The 23,945-nt window shown below is 58.5% G+C and carries 20 protein-coding genes and 1 pseudogene; 15 read left to right on the forward strand and 6 right to left on the reverse strand.

The window, feature by feature from the left end; translation table 11 throughout:
• The first annotated feature begins 270 nt into the window (after positions 1-270).
• A complete protein-coding gene (locus ASE98_RS15970) occupies positions 271-1,245 on the forward strand; it encodes a serine/threonine protein kinase (protein WP_060542306.1) in 975 nt (324 codons plus the stop codon).
• Positions 1,246-1,449: 204 nt separating this feature from the next.
• Positions 1,450-2,337, forward strand: a complete 888-nt coding sequence (rarD, locus tag ASE98_RS15975) for an EamA family transporter RarD (protein WP_060542307.1) — start codon at positions 1,450-1,452, stop codon at positions 2,335-2,337.
• A 214-nt stretch (positions 2,338-2,551) separates the two neighbouring features.
• Here rarD and ASE98_RS15980 read toward each other — a convergent pair whose 3' ends face one another.
• On the reverse strand, positions 2,552-3,070 hold the full coding sequence (locus ASE98_RS15980) for a glycine cleavage system protein R (protein WP_060542308.1): 519 nt from the start codon (positions 3,068-3,070) through the stop codon (positions 2,552-2,554).
• Positions 3,071-3,616: 546 nt separating this feature from the next.
• Here ASE98_RS15980 and ASE98_RS15985 point away from each other — a divergent pair.
• On the forward strand, positions 3,617-5,794 hold the full coding sequence (locus ASE98_RS15985; protein WP_060542309.1) for a malate synthase G: 2,178 nt from the start codon (positions 3,617-3,619) through the stop codon (positions 5,792-5,794).
• A gap of 78 nt (positions 5,795-5,872) precedes the next feature.
• Here ASE98_RS15985 and ASE98_RS15990 read toward each other — a convergent pair whose 3' ends face one another.
• The gene (locus ASE98_RS15990; RefSeq protein ID WP_060542310.1) at positions 5,873-6,319 is read right to left on the reverse strand and encodes a response regulator; all 447 of its coding nucleotides are present in this window, start codon (positions 6,317-6,319) and stop codon (positions 5,873-5,875) included.
• A gap of 253 nt (positions 6,320-6,572) precedes the next feature.
• On the opposite strand from ASE98_RS15990, the gene ASE98_RS15995 reads away from it, so the two are divergent.
• From ASE98_RS15995 to ASE98_RS26015, 9 genes and pseudogenes are all read left to right on the forward strand, one after another.
• The gene (locus tag ASE98_RS15995) at positions 6,573-8,513 is read left to right on the forward strand and encodes a putative nucleotidyltransferase substrate binding domain-containing protein (RefSeq protein WP_060542311.1); all 1,941 of its coding nucleotides are present in this window, start codon (positions 6,573-6,575) and stop codon (positions 8,511-8,513) included.
• The gene (locus tag ASE98_RS16000) at positions 8,510-9,217 is read left to right on the forward strand and encodes a 3'-5' exonuclease (protein WP_060542312.1); all 708 of its coding nucleotides are present in this window, start codon (positions 8,510-8,512) and stop codon (positions 9,215-9,217) included. Before ASE98_RS15995 ends, ASE98_RS16000 begins: the two co-directional genes overlap by 4 nt.
• Positions 9,218-9,470: 253 nt before the next feature.
• Positions 9,471-9,989, forward strand: coding sequence for an RNA polymerase sigma factor (locus ASE98_RS16005; protein ID WP_060542313.1), 519 nt, complete (start codon positions 9,471-9,473; stop codon positions 9,987-9,989).
• Positions 9,986-10,960: a FecR domain-containing protein gene (locus tag ASE98_RS16010; RefSeq protein ID WP_060542314.1), complete on the forward strand. Its 975-nt coding sequence runs from the start codon at positions 9,986-9,988 to the stop codon at positions 10,958-10,960. The genes ASE98_RS16005 and ASE98_RS16010 overlap by 4 nt, the downstream gene beginning before the upstream one ends.
• Before the next feature lie 135 nt (positions 10,961-11,095).
• Positions 11,096-13,534, forward strand: a complete 2,439-nt coding sequence (locus ASE98_RS16015) for a TonB-dependent siderophore receptor (RefSeq protein WP_060542315.1) — start codon at positions 11,096-11,098, stop codon at positions 13,532-13,534.
• Between the two features lie 72 nt (positions 13,535-13,606).
• Positions 13,607-14,737 carry a PepSY-associated TM helix domain-containing protein gene (locus tag ASE98_RS16020; protein WP_060542316.1) on the forward strand — a complete coding sequence of 377 codons (1,131 nt, stop codon included), beginning with the start codon at positions 13,607-13,609 and terminating at the stop codon, positions 14,735-14,737.
• Positions 14,734-14,913 carry a hypothetical protein gene (locus ASE98_RS16025; protein ID WP_060542317.1) on the forward strand — a complete coding sequence of 60 codons (180 nt, stop codon included), beginning with the start codon at positions 14,734-14,736 and terminating at the stop codon, positions 14,911-14,913. Before ASE98_RS16020 ends, ASE98_RS16025 begins: the two co-directional genes overlap by 4 nt.
• Positions 14,914-15,135: 222 nt before the next feature.
• Positions 15,136-15,765 (forward strand): glutathione S-transferase family protein, encoded by a 630-nt coding sequence (locus tag ASE98_RS16030; RefSeq protein ID WP_060542318.1) that lies wholly within the window; start codon positions 15,136-15,138, stop codon positions 15,763-15,765.
• A gap of 127 nt (positions 15,766-15,892) precedes the next feature.
• A pseudogene (locus ASE98_RS26015) lies at positions 15,893-16,207 on the forward strand (RHS repeat-associated core domain-containing protein); the annotation flags it as partial.
• Positions 16,208-16,681: 474 nt separating this feature from the next.
• Here ASE98_RS26015 and rloA2 read toward each other — a convergent pair.
• Positions 16,682-17,188: a retropepsin-like aspartic peptidase RloA2 gene (rloA2, locus tag ASE98_RS16040; RefSeq protein ID WP_060542320.1), complete on the reverse strand. Its 507-nt coding sequence runs from the start codon at positions 17,186-17,188 to the stop codon at positions 16,682-16,684.
• Positions 17,189-17,477: 289 nt separating this feature from the next.
• Between rloA2 and ASE98_RS16045 the strand changes: the two genes are divergently transcribed.
• Positions 17,478-18,365, forward strand: coding sequence for an acyltransferase (locus ASE98_RS16045; RefSeq protein ID WP_060542321.1), 888 nt, complete (start codon positions 17,478-17,480; stop codon positions 18,363-18,365).
• A 1-nt stretch (position 18,366) separates the two neighbouring features.
• Here the strand turns inward: ASE98_RS16045 and ASE98_RS16050 are convergent, their stop codons facing one another.
• The gene (locus tag ASE98_RS16050; protein ID WP_060542322.1) at positions 18,367-18,921 is read right to left on the reverse strand and encodes a DUF2780 domain-containing protein; all 555 of its coding nucleotides are present in this window, start codon (positions 18,919-18,921) and stop codon (positions 18,367-18,369) included.
• 266 nt (positions 18,922-19,187) lie between these two features.
• Between ASE98_RS16050 and ASE98_RS16055 the strand changes: the two genes are divergently transcribed.
• Together ASE98_RS16055 and ASE98_RS26020 are read left to right on the forward strand one after the other, a co-directional pair.
• Positions 19,188-19,679 (forward strand): DUF3757 domain-containing protein, encoded by a 492-nt coding sequence (locus ASE98_RS16055; protein WP_060542323.1) that lies wholly within the window; start codon positions 19,188-19,190, stop codon positions 19,677-19,679.
• Positions 19,680-19,927: 248 nt separating this feature from the next.
• Positions 19,928-20,980, forward strand: a complete 1,053-nt coding sequence (locus tag ASE98_RS26020) for an RHS repeat-associated core domain-containing protein (RefSeq protein ID WP_082457564.1) — start codon at positions 19,928-19,930, stop codon at positions 20,978-20,980.
• A 70-nt stretch (positions 20,981-21,050) separates the two neighbouring features.
• Here the strand turns inward: ASE98_RS26020 and fdhA are convergent, their stop codons facing one another.
• Entirely contained in the window at positions 21,051-22,250 is a 1,200-nt protein-coding gene (gene fdhA, locus ASE98_RS16060) for a formaldehyde dehydrogenase, glutathione-independent (protein WP_060542324.1), read from the reverse strand.
• A gap of 200 nt (positions 22,251-22,450) precedes the next feature.
• A complete protein-coding gene (purU, locus tag ASE98_RS16065) occupies positions 22,451-23,308 on the reverse strand; it encodes a formyltetrahydrofolate deformylase (RefSeq protein ID WP_060542325.1) in 858 nt (285 codons plus the stop codon).
• Positions 23,309-23,945 lie beyond the last annotated feature (637 nt).

Consider the following 23,945-nt stretch of genomic DNA (forward strand, 5'->3'; position numbering starts at 1 on the left):
AAGCTTGCTCGGGTGGTATTCGCCTTGCTGAAAGGACAAAGCGAATATCAGCCAAAAGTCAGTTGAGGGCTTCCCCTCAACCATAGAATCTCCCACATTGGATCGTCTGTGTGCATGCAAACTTCGGCACAACACCGATCACCTGTGTGCGAGCCTGCTCGCGATGGCGTCAGCCCAGACACCACATATCTCAAGCCCAGCCCCTAAAGCAGCCCGTCTGCGCTACCATGCCTGGCCGGACGCAGCAGCCTGCTGCGCGCAGGAGTCAGCATGGCCCACCCGTTTGAAACCCTCACGCCAGACCTCGTGCTCGATGCCGTCGAAAGCATCGGCTTTCTCAGCGACGCGCGCATTCTCGCGCTCAACAGCTACGAGAACCGCGTCTACCAGGTCGGCATCGAAGACGCCGAGCCGCTGATCGCCAAGTTCTACCGGCCGCAACGCTGGACCAACGAAGCGATTCTGGAAGAGCATCAGTTCACCTTCGAGCTCGCCGAGGTCGAGGTGCCCGTCGTTGCGCCGATGATTCACAACGGTGAAACCCTGCACGAACATAACGGCTTCCGTTTCACCTTATTCCCGCGTCGAGGCGGCCGGGCACCCGAGCCCGGCAACCTCGATCAGTTGTATCGTCTGGGACAATTGCTCGGTCGCCTGCACGCCGTTGGCGCCACCAAGCCCTTTGAGCACCGTGAAGCGCTGGCCGTGAAAAACTTCGGCCATGATTCGCTGGCGACCTTGCTCGAAGGCAATTTCATTCCCCGCAGCCTGCTACCGGCCTACGAATCAGTGGCCCGCGACCTGCTCAAGCGTGTGGAAGATGCCTACAGCAATACACCGCACCAGAACATCCGCATGCACGGTGATTGCCACCCGGGCAACATGATGTGTCGTGACGAAATGTTCCACATCGTCGATCTCGATGACTGCCGCATGGGCCCGGCGGTGCAGGACATCTGGATGATGCTCGCCGGTGATCGCCAGGACTGCCTGGGGCAGCTGTCGGAGTTGATGGACGGATACAACGAATTCCACGACTTCGATCCACGGGAACTGGCCCTGATCGAACCACTGCGCGCCCTGCGGCTGATGCACTACAGCGCCTGGCTGGCCCGCCGCTGGGATGATCCGGCGTTCCCACGCAGCTTCCCGTGGTTCGGCACGGAGCGTTATTGGGGGGATCAGGTTCTGGCGTTGCGTGAGCAGCTGGCGGCGTTGAATGAAGAGCCGCTGAAACTCTTCTGAATTACACGAAACCCTGTGGGAGCGGGCTTGCTCGCGAATGCGATACTTCAGGCCGCGCGACTGTTGAATGTGAAACCGTATTCGCGAGCAAGCCCGCTCCCACACTCATTCGTGTTCACAAATAACGTACCTATTCAGTCAGGCATCCGCAGACAAATCTCCTTACAATCCCTTCTTTGTTAGCTACCTAAGCAAGGATTCTGCATGCAAGCCGCCAACCCGCGTCGCGGGTATATTCTGGGCCTGAGTGCCTACATCATCTGGGGACTTTTCCCACTCTATTTCAAAGCCATTGCCAGCGTTCCCGCCGTGGAGATCATCGTTCATCGCGTGCTGTGGTCGGCGCTGTTTGGCGCCTTGCTGCTGATGGTCTGGAAGCACCCGGGCTGGTGGCGCGAGTTGCGGGACAACCCACGACGACTGGCGATCCTGGCCCTGAGCGGCACGTTGATCGCGGCCAACTGGCTGACCTATGTCTGGGCGGTGAACAACGGACGCATGCTCGATGCCAGCCTCGGCTACTACATCAACCCACTGGTGAACGTCCTGCTGGGCATGCTGATCCTCGGTGAACGCCTGCGGCGCATGCAGTGGGTTGCCGTCGGCCTCGCGGCAGTCGGTGTGACGCAGCAGGTCTGGCAAGTCGGCAGCCTGCCTTGGGTGTCGCTGGTGCTGGCGCTGACCTTCGGGTTCTACGGCCTGATTCGCAAGCAGGCACCGGTCAAGGCACTGCCCGGCCTGGTCGTGGAAACCTGGATGCTGGTACCGATTGCCGTCGCCTGGTTGCTGTTCAACCCGACCGCCAGCAGTGCCCAGGCCGAATTCTGGTCCACCTCCGAAGCCTGGTGGCTGGTCGCTGCCGGACCTGTCACGCTGGTGCCGCTGGTCTGTTTCAACGCCGCTGCACGGCATTTGCCCTACACAACCCTCGGGTTTCTCCAGTACCTGGCGCCGACGCTGGTGCTGTTGCAAGCCGTTCTGCTGTTTGGCGAACACTTGTCATCCAGCACGCTGCTGGCGTTCATTTTTATCTGGGCGGGCCTGGCGGTTTACAGCATTGACGCGTGGGTAAGCTTGCGCCGCCGCGGCTGATCAAAAAACACACAAACCTCTGCAAGCCACGTTTCACGTGGCCTGCATCGTTCCTTCCCAAGGTTATCCACAGCGTGATCCCCGGCGTTTGTGCGCAAGTCCCTGAAACTGCTGGTTTTTTGATCAGATCCTGAAGAACCCCGGCCGGCGTGGGCTGGCGGGGTGTCTCTACAGCTTATCCACAGGCAGGTGCACGTTTAACTTGGATAACCTCTCAGGGCTCGCTGCGCAGCACCAATTCCACCATCAGATCGTCTGCCAGGGTTTCCAGGCGTGACTGCAACACGTCCAGGGACAACGTCAGTGGAACGGCGAGCAGCGCCTCGGCGTGGAACAACGGCTCGCTGCTCATCGGCGCCGGGCGCACATCGGTCACGAGCCGCTCCAGGTTCACCCCCTGCTCGCTCAACAAGCGCGTGATGTCGCGCACGATCCCCGGACGGTCGTTGCCCACCAGTTCCATGGCGATCGGCTTCCAGGTGCAGGATTGTTCAATGCCGCTTTCGGCAATCAGCACGCGAATGCCGTGGGCGGACAAGGCTTGCAGGGCATCGACCAACTCATCGTAGGCCTCTGCGGGTACGCCTACCCGCAGAATCCCGGCGAACTGCCCGGCCATGCGCGACATGCGGCTTTCCAGCCAGTTGCCGCCGTGCTCGGCAATGCACTGGGCAATGCGCTCGACCTGCCCTGGCTTGTCCGGTGCGATTACAGTGAGTACGAGGTGGTCCATGGCGCAGCCCTCTGGTCATGACTTTTGTTATAGAAAACCAAGTATAGGCAAGGGTTGTTTCTGCGCTGAATCGGCTGACGCCATCGCTGGCAAGCCAGCGCCTACAAAAATTGCCAACCCCCCGTAGGAGCCGGCTTGCTGGCGATCCGACACACCGCCGAGCTAATGCCAGCCAACAAATCGTGTACAACTTTTTATATTTAACTGGAACAATCCAGTAGTTTTTTGAGAACATCCTGTTCCGCACCATGACCGCAATGCGTCATGGGGTCGCAGAACGACGTAATTAGTCTGATTTTCACAACCGCAATTCATCATGTAGTATGCCGCAGCGCGCACTACATAACGTTGGATCGATGTCTGCCGCAGGCACGTTTGCAACCCTGAAAGCCCTGTCAGCAAGGCCCCAAGCCGTTGATTGGTCCCAACCCAGCCGCCCGTGATTGGCATGTACTGGTAGACGGGTTTGTGGTTTAAATGGCCCAAGGCTTCATTGTTAAATTGAAGAGCTGAAAAGCGAAATAGCTGAGCAGAGTGAGGCAAGCAATGACTGAACACGTTCAAGTCGGTGGCCTGCAGGTCGCCAAAGTCCTGTTCGACTTCGTGAACAACGAAGCCATTCCCGGTACCGGCCTCACCGCCGACAAGTTCTGGGCCGGTGCCGACAAGGTCATTCATGACCTGGCGCCGAAGAACAAAGCCCTACTCGCCAAACGCGATGATTTTCAGGCTCGTATCGATGGCTGGCACCGATCCAGGGCCGGTCAGGCGCATGACGCCGTGGCCTACAAAGCCTTCCTGCAAGAAATAGGTTATCTGCTGCCAGAAGCGGCCGATTTCCAGGCCACGACGCAAAACGTCGACGAAGAAATCGCCCGCATGGCCGGACCACAACTGGTGGTGCCGGTAATGAACGCCCGTTTCGCTCTCAATGCCTCGAACGCCCGCTGGGGTTCGCTGTATGACGCGCTCTACGGCACCGATGCCATCAGCGAAGCCGATGGCGCGGAAAAAGGCAAAGGCTACAACAAGGTTCGTGGCGACAAGGTCATCGCCTTCGCCCGCGCCTTCCTTGACGAAGCGGCACCATTGGCGGCCGGTTCCCATGTCGATTCCACCGGCTACAAGATCGTCGACGGCAAACTGGTGGTCGCCCTCAAAGGCGGCAGCAACACCGGACTGCGCAACGATGCACAGCTGATCGGTTTCCAGGGCGATGCCACTGCACCGACCGCGATCCTGCTGAAAAACAACGGTCTGCATTTCGAAATTCAGGTCGACGCCAGCACCCCGGTCGGCCAGACCGACGCGGCCGGCGTCAAAGACATCCTGATGGAAGCCGCACTGACCACCATCATGGACTGCGAAGACTCGGTCGCGGCTGTTGATGCCGATGACAAAGTGGTGATCTACCGCAACTGGCTCGGCCTGATGAAGGGCGACCTGTCGGAAGAAGTCGCCAAGGGTGGCAAAACGTTTACCCGCACCATGAACGCCGACCGCACTTACACCGGTGTCGACGGTAACGCGGTAAACCTGCACGGGCGTTCGCTGTTGTTCGTGCGCAACGTCGGTCACCTGATGACCATCGATGCGATCCTCGATAAAGACGGTAACGAAGTGCCGGAAGGCATTCTCGATGGCCTGGTCACTTGCCTGGCCTCGATGCACAACCTGAACGGCAACACCTCGCGCAAAAACACTCGCACCGGCTCGATCTATATCGTCAAGCCGAAGATGCACGGTCCGGAAGAAGCGGCGTTCACCAACGAGCTGTTCGGTCGCATCGAAGACGTGCTGGGCCTGCCGCGCAACACCCTCAAAGTCGGGATCATGGACGAGGAGCGTCGTACCACGATCAACCTCAAGGCCTGCATCAAGGCCGCCAGCGAGCGTGTAGTGTTCATCAACACCGGTTTCCTCGACCGCACGGGCGATGAAATCCACACCTCCATGGAAGCCGGCCCGATGGTGCGCAAGGCGGACATGAAGGCGGAAAAATGGATCGGCGCCTACGAGAACTCCAACGTCGATATCGGCCTGAGCACTGGCCTGCAAGGTCGTGCACAGATCGGTAAAGGCATGTGGGCGATGCCAGACCTGATGGCTGCCATGCTTGAACAGAAAGTCGCTCACCCGCTGGCCGGTGCCAACACCGCCTGGGTGCCGTCACCGACCGCCGCTGCCCTGCACGCGCTGCACTATCACAAGGTTGACGTGTTCGCCCGCCAGGCCGAGCTGGCCAAACGTGCCCACGCTTCGGTGGATGACATCCTGACCATCCCGCTGGCCGTCAACCCTCAGTGGACTGCCGAGCAGATCAAGAACGAACTGGACAACAACTCCCAGGGCATTCTCGGTTACGTGGTGCGCTGGATCGACCAGGGCGTAGGCTGTTCGAAAGTGCCAGACATCAATGATGTCGGCCTGATGGAAGACCGTGCCACGCTGCGTATTTCCAGCCAGCACATCGCCAACTGGCTGCGTCACGGCATCGTCACAGAAGAACAGGTTATGGAAAGCCTCAAGCGCATGGCGCCGGTGGTTGACCGTCAGAACGCCGGCGATTCGCTGTATCGTCCGCTGGCACCAAACTTCGACAGCAACATCGCCTTCCAGGCGGCGGTCGAACTGGTGATTGAAGGCACCAAGCAACCGAACGGTTATACCGAGCCGGTGCTGCACCGTCGTCGTCGCGAGTTCAAGGCTGCCAATGGCCTTTAAGTAAGCGATAACACCGGAAACGAAAAAGCCCTGATCTTGCGATCAGGGCTTTTTTGTTTACTGCGATCTTTTAGCGGCTTACAAATCCACCCCCAGCTCATGCTTGACCAGTTCCAGCAATTTATCGCCATCAATCGGCTTGAGCAGAAAGTCCACCACGCTCAAATGCATCGCGGCGATGGCGTCTTCCACGTCGGCGTCGCCCGAGACAATGATGATTGGCAACGCCGCGCGCACCGACTCGCGTACCTGGCGGATCAGATCCAGCCCGTCGACATTGCCCATCCGCAGATCAGTGATCACCAGTCCGATCGATGGTTTTTCTTCCAGCATTTTGAGCGCGGCTTCGCCACTGGACGCCGTCAGGCAACGAATACCCTCCATGGCCAGCATTTCCAGGAGCATTTCCCGGGCATCTTTATCGTCGTCGACGATCAGCACCCGTTGCGGCGGCAGGTCGGGTTCGTGCATGACGGCACTCAGTGCCTCGCGCTCGGCGTCGCTCAAAATATCGTGGTCGGACATGGCGTTCTCTAGCTGTTCAATTCAGTTGCCTGGCACAGTGGTGAGACATCGCTATGCAGTAGCTCCAATGTGCACTTGGTCGGTTAATTTTCCAATAGGCAATCAGAGCGGTTTTTCTTCCAATGACGTAAGGTTTTTCCGACTTCATCGCACCTGGTGCCTAGATAGACTTACGTCCAATGGGCATTCCGGCCCTGGAGGTCGACCATGACGGAGTCATCCGACAACAATAAATCGAAAAAAGACTGCGGTAATGGTTATGAGTAAAGCGGACGCCTTCACACAGGCAGGGAAAACCGCGGTGTTGCAGAACATCCAGGGCACTTTGCAATTCCTTCAGCGCTTCCCGCCCTTCAATCAGATGGAACATGGGCACCTGGCCTATCTGGTGGAACAGTGTCAGCTGCGTTTCTATGCCCCTGGCGAGAGCATCATCAAGCCCGCCGACGGCCCGGTTGAACACTTTTACATCGTTAAACAGGGTCGAGTCGTCGGCGAACGTCCGCACACGGCCAGGGGGGGTACGGAAACCACTTTCGAAATCACCACCGGCGAGTGTTTTCCCCTCGCCGCGTTACTGGGTGAACGGGCTACCCGCACCGAACATCTCGCCGCCGAAGACACCTTTTGCCTACAGCTTAATAAGCTCGCGTTCATCAAACTGTTCGCCCTTTCCAGCACTTTTCGCGACTTTGCCCTACGCGGCGTGAGCAGCCTGCTCGATCAGGTCAATCAGCAAGTCCAGCAGAAAGCCGTGGAAACCCTCGGCACCCAGTACTCGCTCAATACCCGTCTGGGTGAATTGGCCATGCGTCATCCGGTGAGCTGCAGCCCGTCCACTCCTCTGCGAGAAGCCGTGACGCTGATGCATGAGCAGCAGGTGGGGAGCATCGTGGTGGTCGATGAACATAAAGCACCGCTGGGGATCTTCACCCTGCGCGACTTGCGTCACGTGGTCGCCAACGGCACCGCTGATTTCAGTGAAGCCATCGAACGGCACATGACCCCGTCGCCGTTCTTCCTGTCGCCGGACCACAGCGCCTTCGATGCCGCGATTGCCATGACCGAGCGGCATATCGCCCACGTCTGCCTGGTCAAGGATCAACGCCTGTGTGGCGTGGTTTCGGAGCGCGACCTGTTTTCCCTGCAACGGGTCGACCTGGTGCACCTGGCGCGCACCATTCGCAATGCGCCACGGGTGGAAAACCTGGTGCTGCTGCGCGGCGAGATCGGCCAACTGGTGGAACGCATGCTCGCCCACGGTGCGTCTTCGACCCAGATCACACACATCATCACCCTGCTCAACGACCACACCGTGTGCCGGGTGATCGAACTGACCCTGGCCGAGAAAGGCGACCCCGGAATTCCATTCAGCTGGCTGTGTTTCGGCAGCGAGGGACGGCGCGAACAGACGCTGCACACCGACCAGGACAACGGCATTCTGTTCGAAGCCCGTGACGCGGCGCATGCAGCCGAGGTGCGCGGCAAGCTGTTGCCAATCGCCCATCAGATCAACCAAAGCCTGGCGCTGTGCGGCTTTACCCTGTGCAAGGGCAACATCATGGCGGGCAACCCCGAGCTATGTTTGTCCAGGGCTGAATGGGCACGACGTTTTGCCGCGTTTATCCGGGAGGCCACACCGGAGAACCTGCTGGGTTCGAGTATCTATTTCGATTTGCGCGTGGTCTGGGGCAGCGAGCAAGGTTGCGAACAGTTGCGTCGCGCAATTCTTGATCAGGTCGGCGACAACCGCTTGTTCCAGCGCATGATGGCCGAAAATGCGCTGCGCAATCGCCCGCCCGTAGGGCGATTCCGCGAATTCGTGCTGGCGCGCAAAAATGGCGAAAAAGCCACGCTGGACCTGAAAACCCAAGGCCTGACACCCTTCGTCGACGGGGCGCGGCTACTGGCTTTGGCCCACGGCATCGAGGCCAACAATACGCTGGAGCGTTTTCGTCAATTGGTGGCCAAAGAGGTCATTGAGCCGCTCGATGGCGCTGCCTACGAAGAGGCCTATCATTTCATTCAGCAAACCCGCATGCAGCAACACCAGCTACAGACCCGGGAGAATCTGCCCTACTCCAACCGGGTCGATCCTGACAGCCTCAACCACCTGGATCGACGAATCCTGCGTGAGTCCCTGCGCCAGGCTCAACGCCTGCAAAGCAGTCTGACGCTGCGGTATCAGCTATGAGCCTGTTCTCATGGTTACGCCCTGGCGGCCCGATCCTGTCCGGTGATCTGCAACAACGTCTACAGCGCTTGCCAGCGGCGAGCGGGTTAAGTGAGTGCAGCCTGCGTGAACAGCGCTGGGTGGTTCTCGATCTGGAAACTACCGGACTGAACCTGAACAGGGACCGAGTACTGTCAATCGGCGCGGTGGTGATCGAGGACGGTGCGATCGACTTCAGCCAACAGTTCGAACGCACCCTGCAATGCTCCGAACGCAAGCTGGGCCCCAGTGTGCTGATTCATGGTCTTGGCCCCAGCGCGATAGCTGCTGGAAGCGCCCCTGCCGAGGCATTGCTGGAGTTCATGGAGTTCGTCGGGGACAGCCCGGTACTGGCCTTTCATGCTCCCTTCGACCAGCACATGCTCGGCCGCGCACTCAAGGACCACCTGGGCTACAAGTTGCAGCATCCGTTCCTGGACGTAGCGGACATCGCCCCGCTGTTGTGCCCTCAGGCCAACATTCGCGAGGCCGGTCTGGATGAATGGATCGACTGGTTCAAACTGCAAGTCTTCGAGCGCCACAACGCCAGCGCCGATGCCCTGGCCACCGCCGAACTGGCGTTGATTCTGTTCAGCCGGGCGCGCCAGCAACAGATTCATAGTCCGTTGAATCTGCAACAGCGGCTCAATCAGTGGAAGCGCCGCCAACATACGCATTCTTTTTGATCGCTGCCGATGTCCTGCAGGAGCGAGCCTGGCGGATCGCCGCACCGTCGCGATACACGTCAACGATAACGCGGGCATCCTGGACGCCCACGGCGCCCTCAGGTTTTTCGCGAGCATGCTCGCTCCTACAGGATTTGCGTCAATTGCGAGGCGTAAACGCCTGCCCGACCAGCGCCAATTGCGTACAATCTTCGCCTCTGCGACAATCGCGAACAATTCTCGTTAGTTAAAACTTCCCAATCGGTGATACTGCGTGTCGTCAGTCCCAAGCCCCCAAAGTGAGCTCGTCGGTGCGCTGTATCGCGACCATCGTGGCTGGCTTTTGGCCTGGCTTCGACGCAGCGTTGCCTGCCCGCAACGGGCCGAAGACCTCAGCCAGGACACTTTCGTGCGCCTGCTGGGCCGTGAGGAACTGAAGGCGCCGCGCGAGCCGCGGGCGTTCCTGGTGGCGATTGCCAAGGGGCTGCTGTTCGACTATTTCCGTCGTGCCGCACTGGAGCAGGCCTACCTCACTGAATTGATGCTGATCCCCGAAGCCGAGCAGCCGTCGGTGGAAGAACAGCAAATGATCCTCGAAGACCTGAAAAACATCGACAACCTGCTCGGCACGCTTTCGAGCAAAGCCCGGGCGGCGTTCCTTTACAACCGCCTTGACGGTCTGGGCCACGCCGAAATCGCTGAACGGCTGGGTGTGTCGGTGCCTCGTGTGCGGCAGTACCTGGCGCAAGGTATGCGCCAGTGCTACATCGCGCTATACGGTGAGCCGACATGAGCCCGGTCAATTCCAGGCCGGTGTCGGCGCACGTGCTGGATGCCGCGATTGCCTGGCAACTGTCCATGGACGGCGCCAACCCGGTGCAGCGCGCAGAGTTCGCCAAATGGCACGCAGCCCACGAAGAACACGCCCGTGCCTGGCGCCAGCTGGGCATGCTTGACCAGCGTTTCAGCGTCGCCAGCGGCCCGGCCCGCTCCGCCCTGCTGCAATCGCGTGAAGGCATTCGTCGGCGCGTGCGCAAGCTTGGCAGTGGTGTGGCCAGTGTCGTTGCGGTGATCGGCCTGGCGCTGTTCGCCGGTGAACGTTACTTGCCGCTCGACTATTGGCTGGCCGACCAGCGCACCGCCACCGGAGAACAGCGCACCCTTCGCCTGAGCGACGGTACGCTGATCAACCTCAACACCCACAGTGCCCTGGACGTGCGCTTCGATGCCAGGCAGCGGTTGATCGTCCTTCAGGAAGGCGAAATCCTCGTCGAAACCGGTCATGGCGATCCCCGGCCGTTCATCGTCGAAACCCGCGAGGGCAGCATGCGCGCGCTGGGGACGCGCTTCCTGGTCAAGCGCGAAGAGCAAGGCACGCGCTTGAGCGTATTGCAGTCGGCCGTGGCCGCTCATGCCGAAGCCAGCCCGCAGGAACAGATCCTGCGTGAAGGCCAGCAAGTACTGATCCGCAACAACGGCCTGGGGCCGATTCTGGCGGTGAACATGGGCGCCGATGCCTGGACTCGCGGCATGTTGGTGGTGGACAACGCGCGACTGGAAGATCTGGTCCGTGAGATCGGTCGTTATCGACCCGGACATCTGGGTGTCGCACCGCAAGTGGCTGACCTGCGGATTACCGGTAGCTTCCCGCTGCACGACACCGATCTGGCGCTCAATACCCTGCTGCCGACCTTGCCGGTGCAGATCGAGCAGCACACTCAATGGTGGGTGACGGTGGCGGCCAGGGTGGATGCCAAACCCTGAAAGACGCAGAGCCCGAGCCGACGCTTTCACGGACCCAATTGATAAATCGAAATTATTTTCATCCAGCCCTATCACTTTTTGATTCTCGTTCGGCACCTAGGCAATTGAGAAGTATTCCCTTTCAGGAGCCGCTATATGTCCCGCTCGCTAGACACCTTGTTGCGCCCCAGTTTGCTGGCGGTTGCCATTGCCCTTTGCACCCCTCTGGCCAGCAGCCATCTGGTCGCCGCCGAGCAGGCGTCTAGCGTTCGCGCCTACAGCCTGCCGGCTGCGCCATTGGCCAGCACCCTGAACCAGATCGCCAGCCAGGCAGGCCTGGCCCTGTCGCTGAATCCGTCGCTGGCCGCAGGCAAGACTTCGGCCCCGGTCAACGGCCAATTCGATGCTCCCGGCGCCCTGCGCGAAGCCTTGCGCGGCACCGGTCTGCAACTGGAACAAAGCAGTGCCGGCACCTATAGCCTGGCGGCGGTACCCGAGGGCGTGCTGGACCTGCCGGCGACCAGCGTGATTGGTGTGGAAGACAGCGAAAGCGCATGGGGGCCGGTGCAAGGTTACGTCGCCAAGCGCACCGCCGCCGGCACCAAGACCGACACCGCGCTGGTCGAAGCACCGCGCTCCATTTCGGTCGTCACCCGCCAGCAGCTGGACGACCGGAACGCGCACACCCTTGATGACGCCGTACGCTATTTGCCCGGCATCACCGCCAGCAGCTACGGCAGCGACACCCGCGCCGACTGGTTGCGTGTACGCGGCTTTGAACCGACCCAGTTCCTCGATGGCCTGCCACTGCCAAAAGGCGTGTACGCCAACCCGAAACAGGAAACCTGGAACCTCGACCGTCTGGCCCTGCTGCGTGGCCCGGCTTCGTCCGTATACGGCCAGACCCCGCCGGGCGGTCTGCTGGACATGGTCAGCCGCCGCCCAAGCGAAGAGTCCAGCAACGAAATCCAGCTGCAATACGGCAGTGACAATCATCGCCAGATCAACTTCGCCAGCACCGGCAAAATCGACGATGAAGGCCAGTTCCTGTACAGCCTCAGTGGCGTGCTGCGCGATGGCGGAACCCCCATCGACCATATCGACGACAAGCGCTACAACATTGCGCCGAGCCTGACCTGGAACATCAGCGAAGACACAAAGTTTACCCTGCTGACCCAGTTCACCCGTGACGATACCGGGATCACCAGTCAGTTCTACCCGATCCAGGGCACCAAGATCGACATGCCGTTCGGCGATATCTCCCACCACAAGAACCTGGGCGATCCGGACTACGACTATTACGACCGCACCTACTACGCTCTGGGCTATGCCTTCGAGCATCGCCTGAACGATGTCTGGCAGTTCCGCCAGAACCTGCGTTATACCAAGTCGGATCTGTCGTTCCAGGCGGTTACTGTCAACAGCTACTTCCCCCCCACACCCGGTTTTTTTGTCGACGATCAGGGCAATACCGGTCGCGGCACCACCAATGTCGACGAAGACATCAGCCAGTTCGCCGTGGACAACAATTTCCAGGCCGACTTCGCCACCGGCGATGTCCATCACACCCTGCTGCTTGGCCTGGACCATCAGCGTACTAACACCAACTACCTCTCGATCTTCGGTTCCGCACCGCCCATCAACGTCAACGACCCGATCCATGGCTTGCCGATCGAGCGCCCGGCACGCTCCACCGCGTTCTACGACTACAACCAGAAAACCTATCAGACCGGTCTGTATGTCCAGGACCAGATGGCCCTCGACCAATGGCGCCTGACCCTGGGCGGTCGTGAAGACTGGGTCCATACCGGCACCAGGTTCCTCAACAAAGGCGATGCCACCAACACCGAGCGAGACAAGAAATTCAGCGGCAACGCGGCCATCAGCTATGTGTTCGACTCGGGCTTCGTACCCTACCTGTCTTACGCCGAGTCGTTCCAGCCGACCAGCAACGCTACAGCTTCGCCAACCGAATCGTTCAAGCCCACCGAAGGCAAGCAATGGGAACTGGGCATCAAGTACCAACCGCCGGGTAGCAACACCCTGCTGACCGCCGCCGTTTATGACCTGACCCAGAAGAACGTCTCCGTAACCAGCAACGTGGGTAACGTGACGGTCACCAGCCAGACCGGCGAAGTGCGGGTCAAAGGCCTGGAACTGGAAGCCGTGTCCGACGTGACCGAGAACCTTTCGATCACCGCTGCCTACACCCTGGCAAAGTCAGAAGTGCAAGATGGCATTTACAAGGGCAATCGCCTGCAACTGATGCCTAACCAGCAAGCGTCGCTGTGGGGCGATTACACTTGGCACGACGGCGTGCTGAATGGCTTCGGCATTGGTGCCGGTGCCCGTTACACTGGCAACACTTATGGTGACCAGGGCAATACCTGGCTGGGTAAGGCCGACGCCTACACCGTGTTCGATGCTGCGGTTCACTACGACCTCGGTCGCTTGGACAACAGCCTCAAAGGCGCATCACTGGCAGTGAATGCGACCAACCTGCTGAACAAAGATTACATCTCGACGTGCGACGGCTTCTATTGCTACTACGGCGACCAGCGCAGTGTCGTCGCCAGTGCCACGTACAAGTGGTAATGGTTTGAGCTGACACGCCCAACGACCAGGCCGTCCTTCGAGGACGGCTTTGGTTTTTCTGAAGGCTATGAAATGAAAAGTAAAACAATTCGCCGCTGGTCCGCCATTCACACCTGGACAAGCCTGATCTGTACGGTGTTCCTGCTGATGTTGGCACTGACCGGCCTGCCATTGATCTTTCACCACGAGATCGACCACTTGCTGGGCGATGCCCCCGAGTTGAAGGAGATGCCGGCGGACACCCCGCGTCTGAATCTGCAACAACTGGTGCACGCGGCCGAGCAGCATCGCCCCGGCGAAGTCATGCAGTATTTCGGCTTCGAGGACGATGAACCCAACGGTGTGGTAGCGATCATGGCGCCCACTGCAGGCACCGAACCGAACTTGTCCCACACCTTCATGCTCGACGCCCGTACCGGCGAAGCGCTGGAGATGCCGTCGGCCAATGGCGGCTTCATGATGGTCATGCTGCGCCTGCACGTGGACATGTTTGCCGGTTTGCCGGGCAAGTTGTTGCTGGCGTTCATGGGGATACTGTTTGTACTGGCGATCGTGTCTGGCACCGTGCTGTACCTGCCGTTCATGCGCCGTCTGAAGTTCGCCACCGTGCGCCGGGACAAATCCACTCGCCTGCGCTGGCTCGACCTGCATAACCTGATTGGCGTCGTGACATTGACATGGGCACTGGTGGTTGGCGTGACAGGCGTCGTCAGTGCCTGCGCCGACTTGCTGATCGCCGCGTGGCGCAATGAAGCCCTGACCGAGATGATTGCGCCGTACCGCGATGCGCCGCCGTTGACGCAACTGGCGCCCGCGACCCGCTTGTTCGACATCGCCAACGAGGCTGCTCCGGACATGCAGCCGGACTTCATCGCCTTTCCCGGCACACGCTTTTCCAGCGAGCACCATTACGCGGTGTTCATGAACGGCGACACGCACCTGACCTCGCACCTGATGACCCCGGTCCTGATCGATGCCAGCACCCTGCAAGTCACTGCCGTAGTCGAACGGCCGTGGTACATGGACGTCATGGGCATGTCGCAACCGCTGCACTTCGGTGACTACGGCGGCATGCCGATGAAAATCCTCTGGGCAACCCTCGATGTGCTGACAATCATCGTGCTCGGCAGCGGCGTTTACCTGTGGGTGGTGCGGCGTAAAGCCCTGAAGCCTGCCGTGGAAACAGCGGAGAGCCCGGTATGAAACCCAGGAAAGCGAATTTCTGGAAAGTCTTCGAGTCGCCCACCATCATCGCTTTATTCAGCGCAGCGGGGCTGTTTGCCGCTTTGCTGGGCGATGGCCTGTGGGATGCGCTGAGCTGGCTCGGCCTCGGCATCCCCGCGGTCTTTGCCCTGCGTGGCCTGCTGCAACGCCGCTGATTTCGCGCTATTGACCTGTAGGTGCTAATTGCAGCAGCTAAAACACAGAATCTGCAGGAGCGAGCCTGCTCGCGAAAAACCCGAGAGCGCCGCGGGCATTCGGAATGCCCGCGTTATCGTTAACGTCCATCGCGACGGCGCGGCGATCCGACGGGCTCGCTCCTACAAGGTCCGTATCAACGCGCTATGCTGCGTGACACCACCATCGACTGAGCCGCCGCCATGTCCGCCCCGAGCATGACCCTGTACCACAACTCCCTTTCGCCCTTCGTTCGTAAAGTCATGGTGCTGCTGCACGAAACCGGTCAGCAGGACCGCGTGGCACTGCAAGACTGTGTGCTGACGCCCGTCAGCCCGGATTCAACCCTGATCGACGACAACCCCCTGAGCAAGATCCCGGCCCTGCACCTGGCCGATGGCACCATCATTCACGACAGCCGGGTGATCCTCGATTACCTCGACCAGCAGCACGTCGGCAACCCGCTGATCCCGCGCGAAGGCTCGGCCCGCTGGCGGCGCCTGACCCTCGCCTCCCTGGCCGACGGCATCATGGATGCTTCGGTGATGGTGCGCTACGAACTCGTTCTCCGCGCCCCGGAAAAGCACTGGGACGAATGGCTCGACGCCCAGCGCGACAAGATCCGCCGTGCCCTGGCGTTGCTGGAAAAAGATGCGATCGCCGAACTGACCAGCCATTTCGACGTGGCGGCAATCAGCGTGGCCTGCGCATTGGGTTATGTGGACCTGCGCCATCCGGATCTGCAATGGCGCGACACAAACCCGCAGTTGGCGGCGTGGTATTTCGAGGTGAGCCAGCGGCCTTCGATGCTGGCGACGATGCCGAAGGTTTGACCCAGAAAGCGCCATCACCCTAGCAGTTCTGATAGTTGGCAAAGCCCGAAAAAGCTCCGATGCTGAAAGACCGCTTTCATGGCCATTCAGCATCGGAGTTCAACCCATGTCTACGTCTTCACGCAGAACAATCCTGCTGGCTACCGATCAACAGCGCTCGGTGATGAACGCACTCGACGCAACGCAACACCATCACCTCGCCTATACCCCCTACGGCCATCGCCCAAGTGAAAACGGTTTGCTCAGCCTGCTTGGCTTTAACGGCGAATTGCCCGACCCAATGACCGGGCACTATCCTTTGGGGAATGGGTATCGTCAGTTCAATCCGGTATTGATGCGGTTTAACAGTCCGGATAGTTGGAGTCCGTTTGGCAAAGGTGGGTTGAATGCTTATGCCTATTGCGCAGGTGAGCCGGTCAATCGGAATGACCGAAGCGGGCATATGTTCAAACCTCAACCAAAGCTACCGCTGAAAACAAATAAGGTTTCTAAAGGTGGAGTTGGACATAAAAAATCACTGCCGGTAATCAAGGAGGAAAATGAACCTTCAACGGCCAAGGGATCAGTAAAGGTTATCGAAAATCCGCCCACCCCCACTGAAATTTTACCCAAGAGCGCCACAAGAGTGGCTAAAAAACCCCCGGCACTGTCAGATCATATCGACCTCGAATTTCGCGACTCGCTCCGCCGTGCGATAGAAGTTGAAATCCCCACCGGCCCGGTAGCCAGTACTTCGGCAACGCCTAGAGCACCACGCAAACGAAATACCAACACACTTGGTAGCTACAACGACTTTTTCGAACAAAAAATCGCCGCATCGAAGCCGCCCTCACCAGGCACTCAAAACCCCCTTATTCGAAACACCTGATACTCCAAGCGCTGACTGCGGTTTCGATCAGCTACAGCTTTTTTTGGATTAACAATCCGGCTTATCCGCCGTAAAGCGTCGAGCCGGGTTCACCGCCGCGCCAAACTCGCGCAACGCCTTGGCACCGATCAGCAGCGGGTAATTGAAGCTACTGCGGTCGGTGAGGTTGACCTCGACCGTGCGTTTTACATTGCCCAGACACAACTCCAGATCCACCACCGGCCGCTTGGTCGGTGCGATCACTTCATTGTCATCCTCGTCTTCTTCAGAGCGGGTCTTGATCTTGCTGATCCGCGCAACCTTGTGTTCATAGACCTTGTTGCTCGCGTCCTTGGTGGCGAGGCGGAAACGTACCCAGTCCTCGCCGTCACGAGTAAAGGTCTCGATATCCTTGGCCGACAGCGACGCGGTCAGGGCGCCGGTGTCCATTTTCGCCTTGAGTACTTCGCCGCCGATTTCCGGCAGCGCGATGTATTCGTAACGGCCGTACAGGGTGGGTTCGGCGGCCATGACTGGCAGGGCTATGAGGGACAGCAGTGCAAGGAGGGATTTCACGTAATGATTGTCCTTGAAAAATGGGCAGCGCAATTTTAGACCGTCAGTTGGCAATTCGTTCGTTTCTGAAATCGCTTCGCGGGCAAGCCAGGATCCCACAGATTCTGCGCAAACCCTGTGGGAGCGTGGCTTGCCCGCGAAGAGGCTGGAGCAATCGCCACAGCCATATACTCTTATCAATTTCAGCCCAGCATACCCATGTAATAGTGAAACATTCGTCACCACTCGATTTGGCCTGTCGCGCGAAGCTGCTTATCATGGCGCGCCCAAATGTTTGCAAGAGTTCCTTATGCGCCGCCTGCTCACCGGCTGTTTCGTTGCCCTGCTGCTTTTACTCAACACCCTGGCCCTGATCGGGCCATTGATGGTGTTTGCCCTGCTCAAGCTGGTCCTGCCGGGGCGGTTTCGCGACTACGCCTCATGGGTGGTGATGTGGATCGCCGAGACCTGGTCCGAAATCGACAAACTGATTTTCCGTCTGTGCATCCCCACGCAATGGGACATTCGCGGCGGTGACGATCTGCGTCGCGATACTTCCTACCTGGTGATCAGCAACCATCAATCCTGGGTCGATATCCCGGCACTCATCCAGACGCTGAACCGGCGCACTCCGTTCTTCAAATTCTTCCTCAAGAAAGAACTGATCTGGGTACCGTTCCTGGGCCTGGCGTGGTGGGCGCTGGATTACCCGTTCATGAAGCGCTACACCAAGGCGTTCCTGGCGAAAAACCCGGAGCTGGCGGGCAAGGATCTGGAGATCACCAAGGCGGCGTGTGAGCTGTTCAAGCGCCAGCCGGTCACCGTGGTCAATTATCTGGAAGGCACGCGCTTCACTGCAGCGAAAAACGCCAGCCAGCAGTCACCCTTCACCCACCTGCTCAAGCCCAAGGCCGGCGGTGTGGCCTTTGTGCTGGCAGCAATGGGCGAACAGCTGGACGCCATTCTCGATGTAACGGTGGTGTACCCGCAGCAGAGGATTCCGGGTTTCTGGGACTTGATCAGCGGCAACGTGCCGAGGGTCATTATCGACATTCAGACCCGCGAACTGGACCCGGCGTTGTGGCAGGGCGATTACGAAAACGATCCGCTGTCTCGTGAAAAAATCCAGAACTGGGTCAACCAGCTCTGGATCGAAAAGGATCGACGCATCGACGCGATACGCGCCGAACGCCGCTGAATCAGCTGCTGGTACCTGCCCCCCAGATGCCGCTGAGGCTTTGCAGCAGAGTACCGCCAACACCTTGCTGACCGAGGTATTGCAGGATTACCGGGGCAAACTGGCCGATCATGCCGGTGTCCATGCCCAGGGCGCTGAATGCACTGTTCAGGTCGTTGGTGTCCTTGACATTGCCCAAGGCGTTATCCAGCCCCGCGGCCTTGCCTGACGACCCCAGCAACCCGGCAAGCGCGCCCAGCTCACCGCCGCCCGACAGCTTGTCGATCCCCGGCACGCTTTTGGCCAGCTCCGAATAGTCAGTCGAACTCAGCTGGTTCTTCGCCAGCCCCAGCATCGCCCCGGCACCACCGACGGCTTGCTGTGGCGTCACGTTCAATTGAGTGAGCGCACCCAGCAGGTCCGCCGTTTCCGAAGTCGGTGCGGCAGCCGTGGCCGCATTGCCGCCGTTCATGCCCGAAATTGCACTGGCCGCATCGTTGAGGCTGAACTGCGCAAAGGCCGGGCTGGTCGCCAGGGCCAGCAGCGAAGCCAGTGCAAAACCGCGTGAAATCTTCATTCAGACATCCTCTTGTGCCATGAAAAGCGCCCGGTTAACGGACGCAAAGCTGCAGGTTTGACCGGGCTTTCGTTGATGTGTTCCTCGACGAAGTCTACATTTTCCAGGCGTCCGCAGAACTTGTCGCACCGGGATCAAGCGCAAGTGCAAGACCAACCCCTGAAAAACCATGATTCAATAGGCCACAACTAACTATCAGAAGTGACAGTAGTGCTCAAGACCATAGTTCGTAAAGATGAACACTCCCAAACAATGGAGTGTCAATCATGCGATCTACAATTACTGCCAGTTTACTCATGACATTAATGGCCGTTGGCAATGCTTACGCGGCAAGCACTGCCTGTCCGGCGGTGCGAGACATAGTGCAAGTCAAGGATGAACAGGAGGGAGGCTATGAATACTTCGCCCCCGGACCTGATAAACGTGTATGGGTTGGCTCTAATCCTTATGCCGAAGAGCATCACCTCGAGACCTTTGAGTTTACCGGAGCTCTGTACCGCGACGTCAGCTCGGAAGGCAACAAGTTTGTGGTGTCCTGCGATTATGAGGGAGACGAGTTTCTCGCGTTCACACGCTTGACGCTGTACTCCTTTAATGACTGGGAATCCGCTAAAAATACTTTTTGGAAGCGTGAAGTAAAGGAACAACCGTCCCTTGCTAACAAGAACGCCCAGCATGTTGAAACTTGCAAATCCACTGACCAGGAAAAATGTTCTTTTGAGTACTCTTCGCTGTCGGCTGCGCCCTCTCAAAAATAACCTGTGCGCATAATTCTAAAAGAGCGTGACTGCAAGGATCTCCACGACCCGTTGCAGGTTGCAAAAAATGGCGATCTCAGATCGCCATTTTCATACGTAGCACTAAATATTTTATGCCCCGCACCCGCATATTCCTGCTTGAAGTACCGCATCAAGGTTCCCTGACTATCAGTTCTGTTAGTAGGCGACTGCGGTCCAATGCGCCACAGTGAGACCCTGAATCGATAGCGCCCGCGAGAGACCAGCCGATGCCTGGAAACAGCGAAACCCTCCTCTGCCAATACCTTTACGACCCGCTGGACAGGTTGGTCAATTGCACATTGTCGGCACAAGCGAGCACCCAGCGCTTCTACCTCCAGGACCGCTTGACCACCGAGATTCAAGGTGCGGTGCAGTGGTCGATCGTGCAGCATGACGATCAGCTATTGGCGCAACAGCAGCGTCAGAACAGAGTATCTGAAACCCGCCTGCTCACCTCCGACCTACAACGTTCAGTATTGAGCCTGCTCGGAACGACCGGACCTCGTCCCCTGTTCTACACCCCATATGGCCATCGCCCCCAGCAGAACGGTTTGCTCAGCCTGCTCGATTTCAACGGGGAACGACCGGATCCGGTGACCGGGCATTATTTATTGGGTAATGGCTATCGGGCGTTTAACCCTGTGTTGATGCGCTTTAATAGTCCGGACAGTTGGAGTCCGTTTGGAGAAGGTGGGATTAATGCGTATGCGTATTGCGTGGGGGATCCGGTGAATCGGGTCGATCCGACTGGACATTTCGGTAATCTATGGAAAGGCTTGAAGAATTTTTTTGGTTTTCGAACCCCTAAAATGAGCCACTCCAATTTGGCCAGAACACAGGTAGCACGTATGGGTTCAAGCCCTCCAGGGCACCCTTCATCCGGATACACGAGTGTGAAATCGTATACTAATGTCGCCCCCACCTTCGCCCCTCCAGTCCCGAATCATTCCCCTCCAGGAAGTTCTAGCAACGATTCTCGATTTACAGTGAACAATCCCGAAAGAATTGCTAGCGGAAGGCCGAACACTGACATTCAGAATTGGATTAAATCAACTTCTGGCAAACCCACTCGGCGTCTAAAAAAATTTACTAAGATCCCACATGCGGGGGCTGAATTCCCCTCAATTGAAAACCTCGCGATTCAGTATGCTGGTAAACGCGTGAGTCGCAACATGCGTGCAAATGCGACCTTATACAGTCAAGGCATCGTTCCAAATTCCTTAGAAGATCTACGCGACAAATTCTATAGAAAGAAAATTAAAAGAATTAGAAATCAATAAAACAGAAAAGTATGTGCACTCATAAAAAACGGCGACCCTAGGGCCGCCGCTTTCTGTTTTGCATAAATAATTACGCCGCACTAAACATCTTATGCGGATCAATCACAAACTTCTTCGGCACACCTGCATCAAACTCACCATACCCCTGCGGTGCCTGATCCAGGCTGATCACCTGAACCCCTACCACTTCGGCAATATTGATACGGTCCCACATGATCGCCTGCATCAACTGGCGGTTGTATTTCATGACCGGCGTCTGGCCAGTGTGGAAGCTGTGGGACTTGGCCCAGCCCAAACCGAAGCGAATGCTCAGGCTGCCCATTTTCGCGGCGGCGTCCACAGCACCCGGATCCTCGGTGACGTAGAGGCCCGGGATACCGATCTTGCCGGCCACCCGCACCACACCCATCAGTGAGTTGAGCACGGTAGCCGGAGCTTCATGTTTCACTCCGTCATGACCATGGCCGCGCGCTTCGAAGCCTACGGCATCAATGGCGCAATCCACTTCCGGCTCGCCCAGCAGTGCCGCAATCTGTTCGTGCAGTGGCGTGTCGAGTGACAGGTCGGCAATTTCAAAACCCTGGGCCTTGGCGTGGGCCAGACGCACGGTGTTAACGTCACCGATGATCACCACCGCCGCACCCAGCAAGCGCGCCGAAGCGGCTGCTGCCAGACCAACCGGACCGGCGCCCGCAATGTATACGGTGCTGCCAGGGCCAACGCCGGCCGTCACGGCGCCGTGATAACCGGTCGGCAGGATGTCGGAGAGGCAGGTCAGGTCGCGGATTTTCTCCATGGCCCGGTCGCGATCCGGCAGTTTCAGCAAGTTGAAGTCTGCGTATGGAACCAGGGCGTATTCGGCCTGGCCGCCGGTCCAGTCACCCATGTCGACATAACCGTATGCGCCACCGGGACGCGCCGGGTTAACGCTCAGGCAGACACCCGTGTGCATTTCCTTGCAGGAGCGGCAGCGTCCGCAAGCCACGTTGAAGGGTACGGACACCAGATCGCCGATTTGCAGATTCTCGACGTCGCTGCCCTTTTCAATCACCTCGCCGGTAATTTCGTGGCCCAGTACCAGACCGGTTTGCGCAGTGGTACGACCGCGCACCATGTGCTGGTCGGAACCACAGATGTTGGTGGAAACGACGCGCAGGATGACAGCGTGTTCAATCTTCCTGCCGCGTGGGTCCTGCATTTTCGGATAGTCGATTTTCTGTACTTCGACCTTGCCAGCGCCGAGATACACCACACCACGATTGCCAGACATGCTTTCACCTCGCTGTTGTTTTTATGGAAGCGCGTTGCCCAGGCAGGCAGCGCGTTAAGTGCTCGGGTACAGATGCTGAATCTTGTGTCGCTTGTAATGCCCTCATCGCTAGCAGGCTAGCTCCCACAGTTGTTCGGGGTAGACACTGGATTTGTGAACAACCCAAACCCTGTGGGAGCTGGCCTGCCAGCGATGGCGATCTAAAGAACGACCGTGCGATTGGCGTTCAAAAACACCCTGCGCTCAATGTGATAACCCACCGCTCTGGCCAATGTCAGTCCTTCAATGTCCCGGCCCTTGGCGATCAAGTCTTCCGGGTAGTGACTGTGATCCACCACCTCCACGCCCTGGGCAATGATTGGCCCCTCATCCAGGTCGTTGTTGATGTAATGCGCGGTGGCGCCGACCAGTTTCACGCCCTTGTTGTAGGCCTGGTGATAAGGCTTGGCGCCCTTGAAGCCGGGCAGCAGGGAGTGGTGGATGTTGATCGCCTTGCCGTCGAGTTTGCGGCACAGCTCCGGGGACAGGACCTGCATGTAGCGGGCAAGGATCACCAGTTCGGCGCCGGACTCCTCGATCACCTGCAAGACCTGACGTTCCTGGGACGGCTTGTCGTTCGGGTCCAGCGGGAAGTGGTAGTAAGGAATCTGGTGCCAGTCGGCCAACGGCTTGAGGTCCGGGTGATTGGAGACCACGGCGGCCACGTCCATCGACAATTGGCCGATGCGCTGGCGGTAGAGCAAGTCGTTGAGGCAGTGGTCGGCCTTGGAGACCATGATTACGACTTTGGGGCGATGGTGTGGCGGCGTCAGCTCGAAGATCATGCCAAAGGCTTCGCCACGTTCAGCCAAACCCGCGCGGAACGACTGTTCATCGAAACCGTCTGGTTGGCGAAATTCCACTCGAATGAAGAAACGGGCCGAGAGCCGGTCATCGAAGGAATGGTGTTCGGTGACGTAGCAGTCCTGCTCGAACAGAAAGCGGGTTACCGCGTCCACGGTGCCGAGGACGCTGGGGCAGTCGGCGGTCAGGATCCATGTATCTGGGGCGCGGCTCATTGGTTGGTGACTCCTGTTCTTGTGTTGGGTGTCAGGGGCATTGCCGCCCTCACCCTAGCCCTCTCCCGGAGGGAGAGGGGACTGACCGAAGTGTCTTTCGAGCTACATCGACCTGAAATTTCGAAGGTGAATGTAGATCGCAACAACACCATAAATTGGCTCCCTCACGTCAAAGGCATCGCCACCCTGCGCGGAGCGTCGCTGTCGGTGATCGACCTCACGTTCCCATCCCCCCGTGAGGGAGAGGGGACTGACCGAAGTGTCTTTCGAGCTACATCGACCTGAAATTTCGAAGGTGAATGTAGATCGCAACAACACCATAAATTGGCTCCCGTTCCCATCCCCCCGTGAGGGAGAGGGGACTGACCGAAGTGTCTTTCGAGCTACATCGACCTGAAATTTCGAAGGTGAATGTAGATCGCAACAACACCATAAATTGGCTCCCGTNGTGACTCCTGTTCTTGTGTTGGGTGTCAGGGGCATTGCCCCCCTCACCCTAGCCCTCTCCCGGAGGGAGAGGGGACTGACCGAAGTGTCTTTCGAGCTACATCGACCTGAAATTTCGAAGGTGAATGTAGATCGCAACAACACCATAAATTGGCTCCCGTTCCCCTCCCCCCGTGAGGGAGTGGGGACT

Origin of the sequence: Pseudomonas sp. Leaf48 (assembly GCF_001421885.1) — a bacterium.
In the GTDB taxonomy this organism is placed as follows: Bacteria; Pseudomonadota; Gammaproteobacteria; order Pseudomonadales; family Pseudomonadaceae; genus Aquipseudomonas.

Bases quoted from the DNA above. Each gene is read 5' to 3' on its own strand.
- ASE98_RS15970 (WP_060542306.1), top strand. From the start codon at position 271: ATGGCCCACCCGTTTGAAACCCTCACGCCAGACCTCGTGCTCGATGCC.
- rarD (WP_060542307.1), top strand. From the start codon at position 1,450: ATGCAAGCCGCCAACCCGCGTCGCGGGTATATTCTGGGCCTGAGTGCC.
- ASE98_RS15980 (WP_060542308.1), bottom strand. From the start codon at position 3,070: ATGGACCACCTCGTACTCACTGTAATCGCACCGGACAAGCCAGGGCAG.
- ASE98_RS15985 (WP_060542309.1), top strand. From the start codon at position 3,617: ATGACTGAACACGTTCAAGTCGGTGGCCTGCAGGTCGCCAAAGTCCTG.
- ASE98_RS15990 (WP_060542310.1), bottom strand. From the start codon at position 6,319: ATGTCCGACCACGATATTTTGAGCGACGCCGAGCGCGAGGCACTGAGT.
- ASE98_RS15995 (WP_060542311.1), top strand. From the start codon at position 6,573: ATGGTTATGAGTAAAGCGGACGCCTTCACACAGGCAGGGAAAACCGCG.
- ASE98_RS16000 (WP_060542312.1), top strand. From the start codon at position 8,510: ATGAGCCTGTTCTCATGGTTACGCCCTGGCGGCCCGATCCTGTCCGGT.
- ASE98_RS16010 (WP_060542314.1), top strand. From the start codon at position 9,986: ATGAGCCCGGTCAATTCCAGGCCGGTGTCGGCGCACGTGCTGGATGCC.
- ASE98_RS16015 (WP_060542315.1), top strand. From the start codon at position 11,096: ATGTCCCGCTCGCTAGACACCTTGTTGCGCCCCAGTTTGCTGGCGGTT.
- ASE98_RS16020 (WP_060542316.1), top strand. From the start codon at position 13,607: ATGAAAAGTAAAACAATTCGCCGCTGGTCCGCCATTCACACCTGGACA.
- ASE98_RS16025 (WP_060542317.1), top strand. From the start codon at position 14,734: ATGAAACCCAGGAAAGCGAATTTCTGGAAAGTCTTCGAGTCGCCCACC.
- ASE98_RS16030 (WP_060542318.1), top strand. From the start codon at position 15,136: ATGTCCGCCCCGAGCATGACCCTGTACCACAACTCCCTTTCGCCCTTC.
- ASE98_RS16045 (WP_060542321.1), top strand. From the start codon at position 17,478: ATGCGCCGCCTGCTCACCGGCTGTTTCGTTGCCCTGCTGCTTTTACTC.
- ASE98_RS16050 (WP_060542322.1), bottom strand. From the start codon at position 18,921: ATGAAGATTTCACGCGGTTTTGCACTGGCTTCGCTGCTGGCCCTGGCG.
- ASE98_RS16055 (WP_060542323.1), top strand. From the start codon at position 19,188: ATGCGATCTACAATTACTGCCAGTTTACTCATGACATTAATGGCCGTT.
- ASE98_RS26020 (WP_082457564.1), top strand. From the start codon at position 19,928: ATGCCTGGAAACAGCGAAACCCTCCTCTGCCAATACCTTTACGACCCG.
- fdhA (WP_060542324.1), bottom strand. From the start codon at position 22,250: ATGTCTGGCAATCGTGGTGTGGTGTATCTCGGCGCTGGCAAGGTCGAA.
- purU (WP_060542325.1), bottom strand. From the start codon at position 23,308: ATGAGCCGCGCCCCAGATACATGGATCCTGACCGCCGACTGCCCCAGC.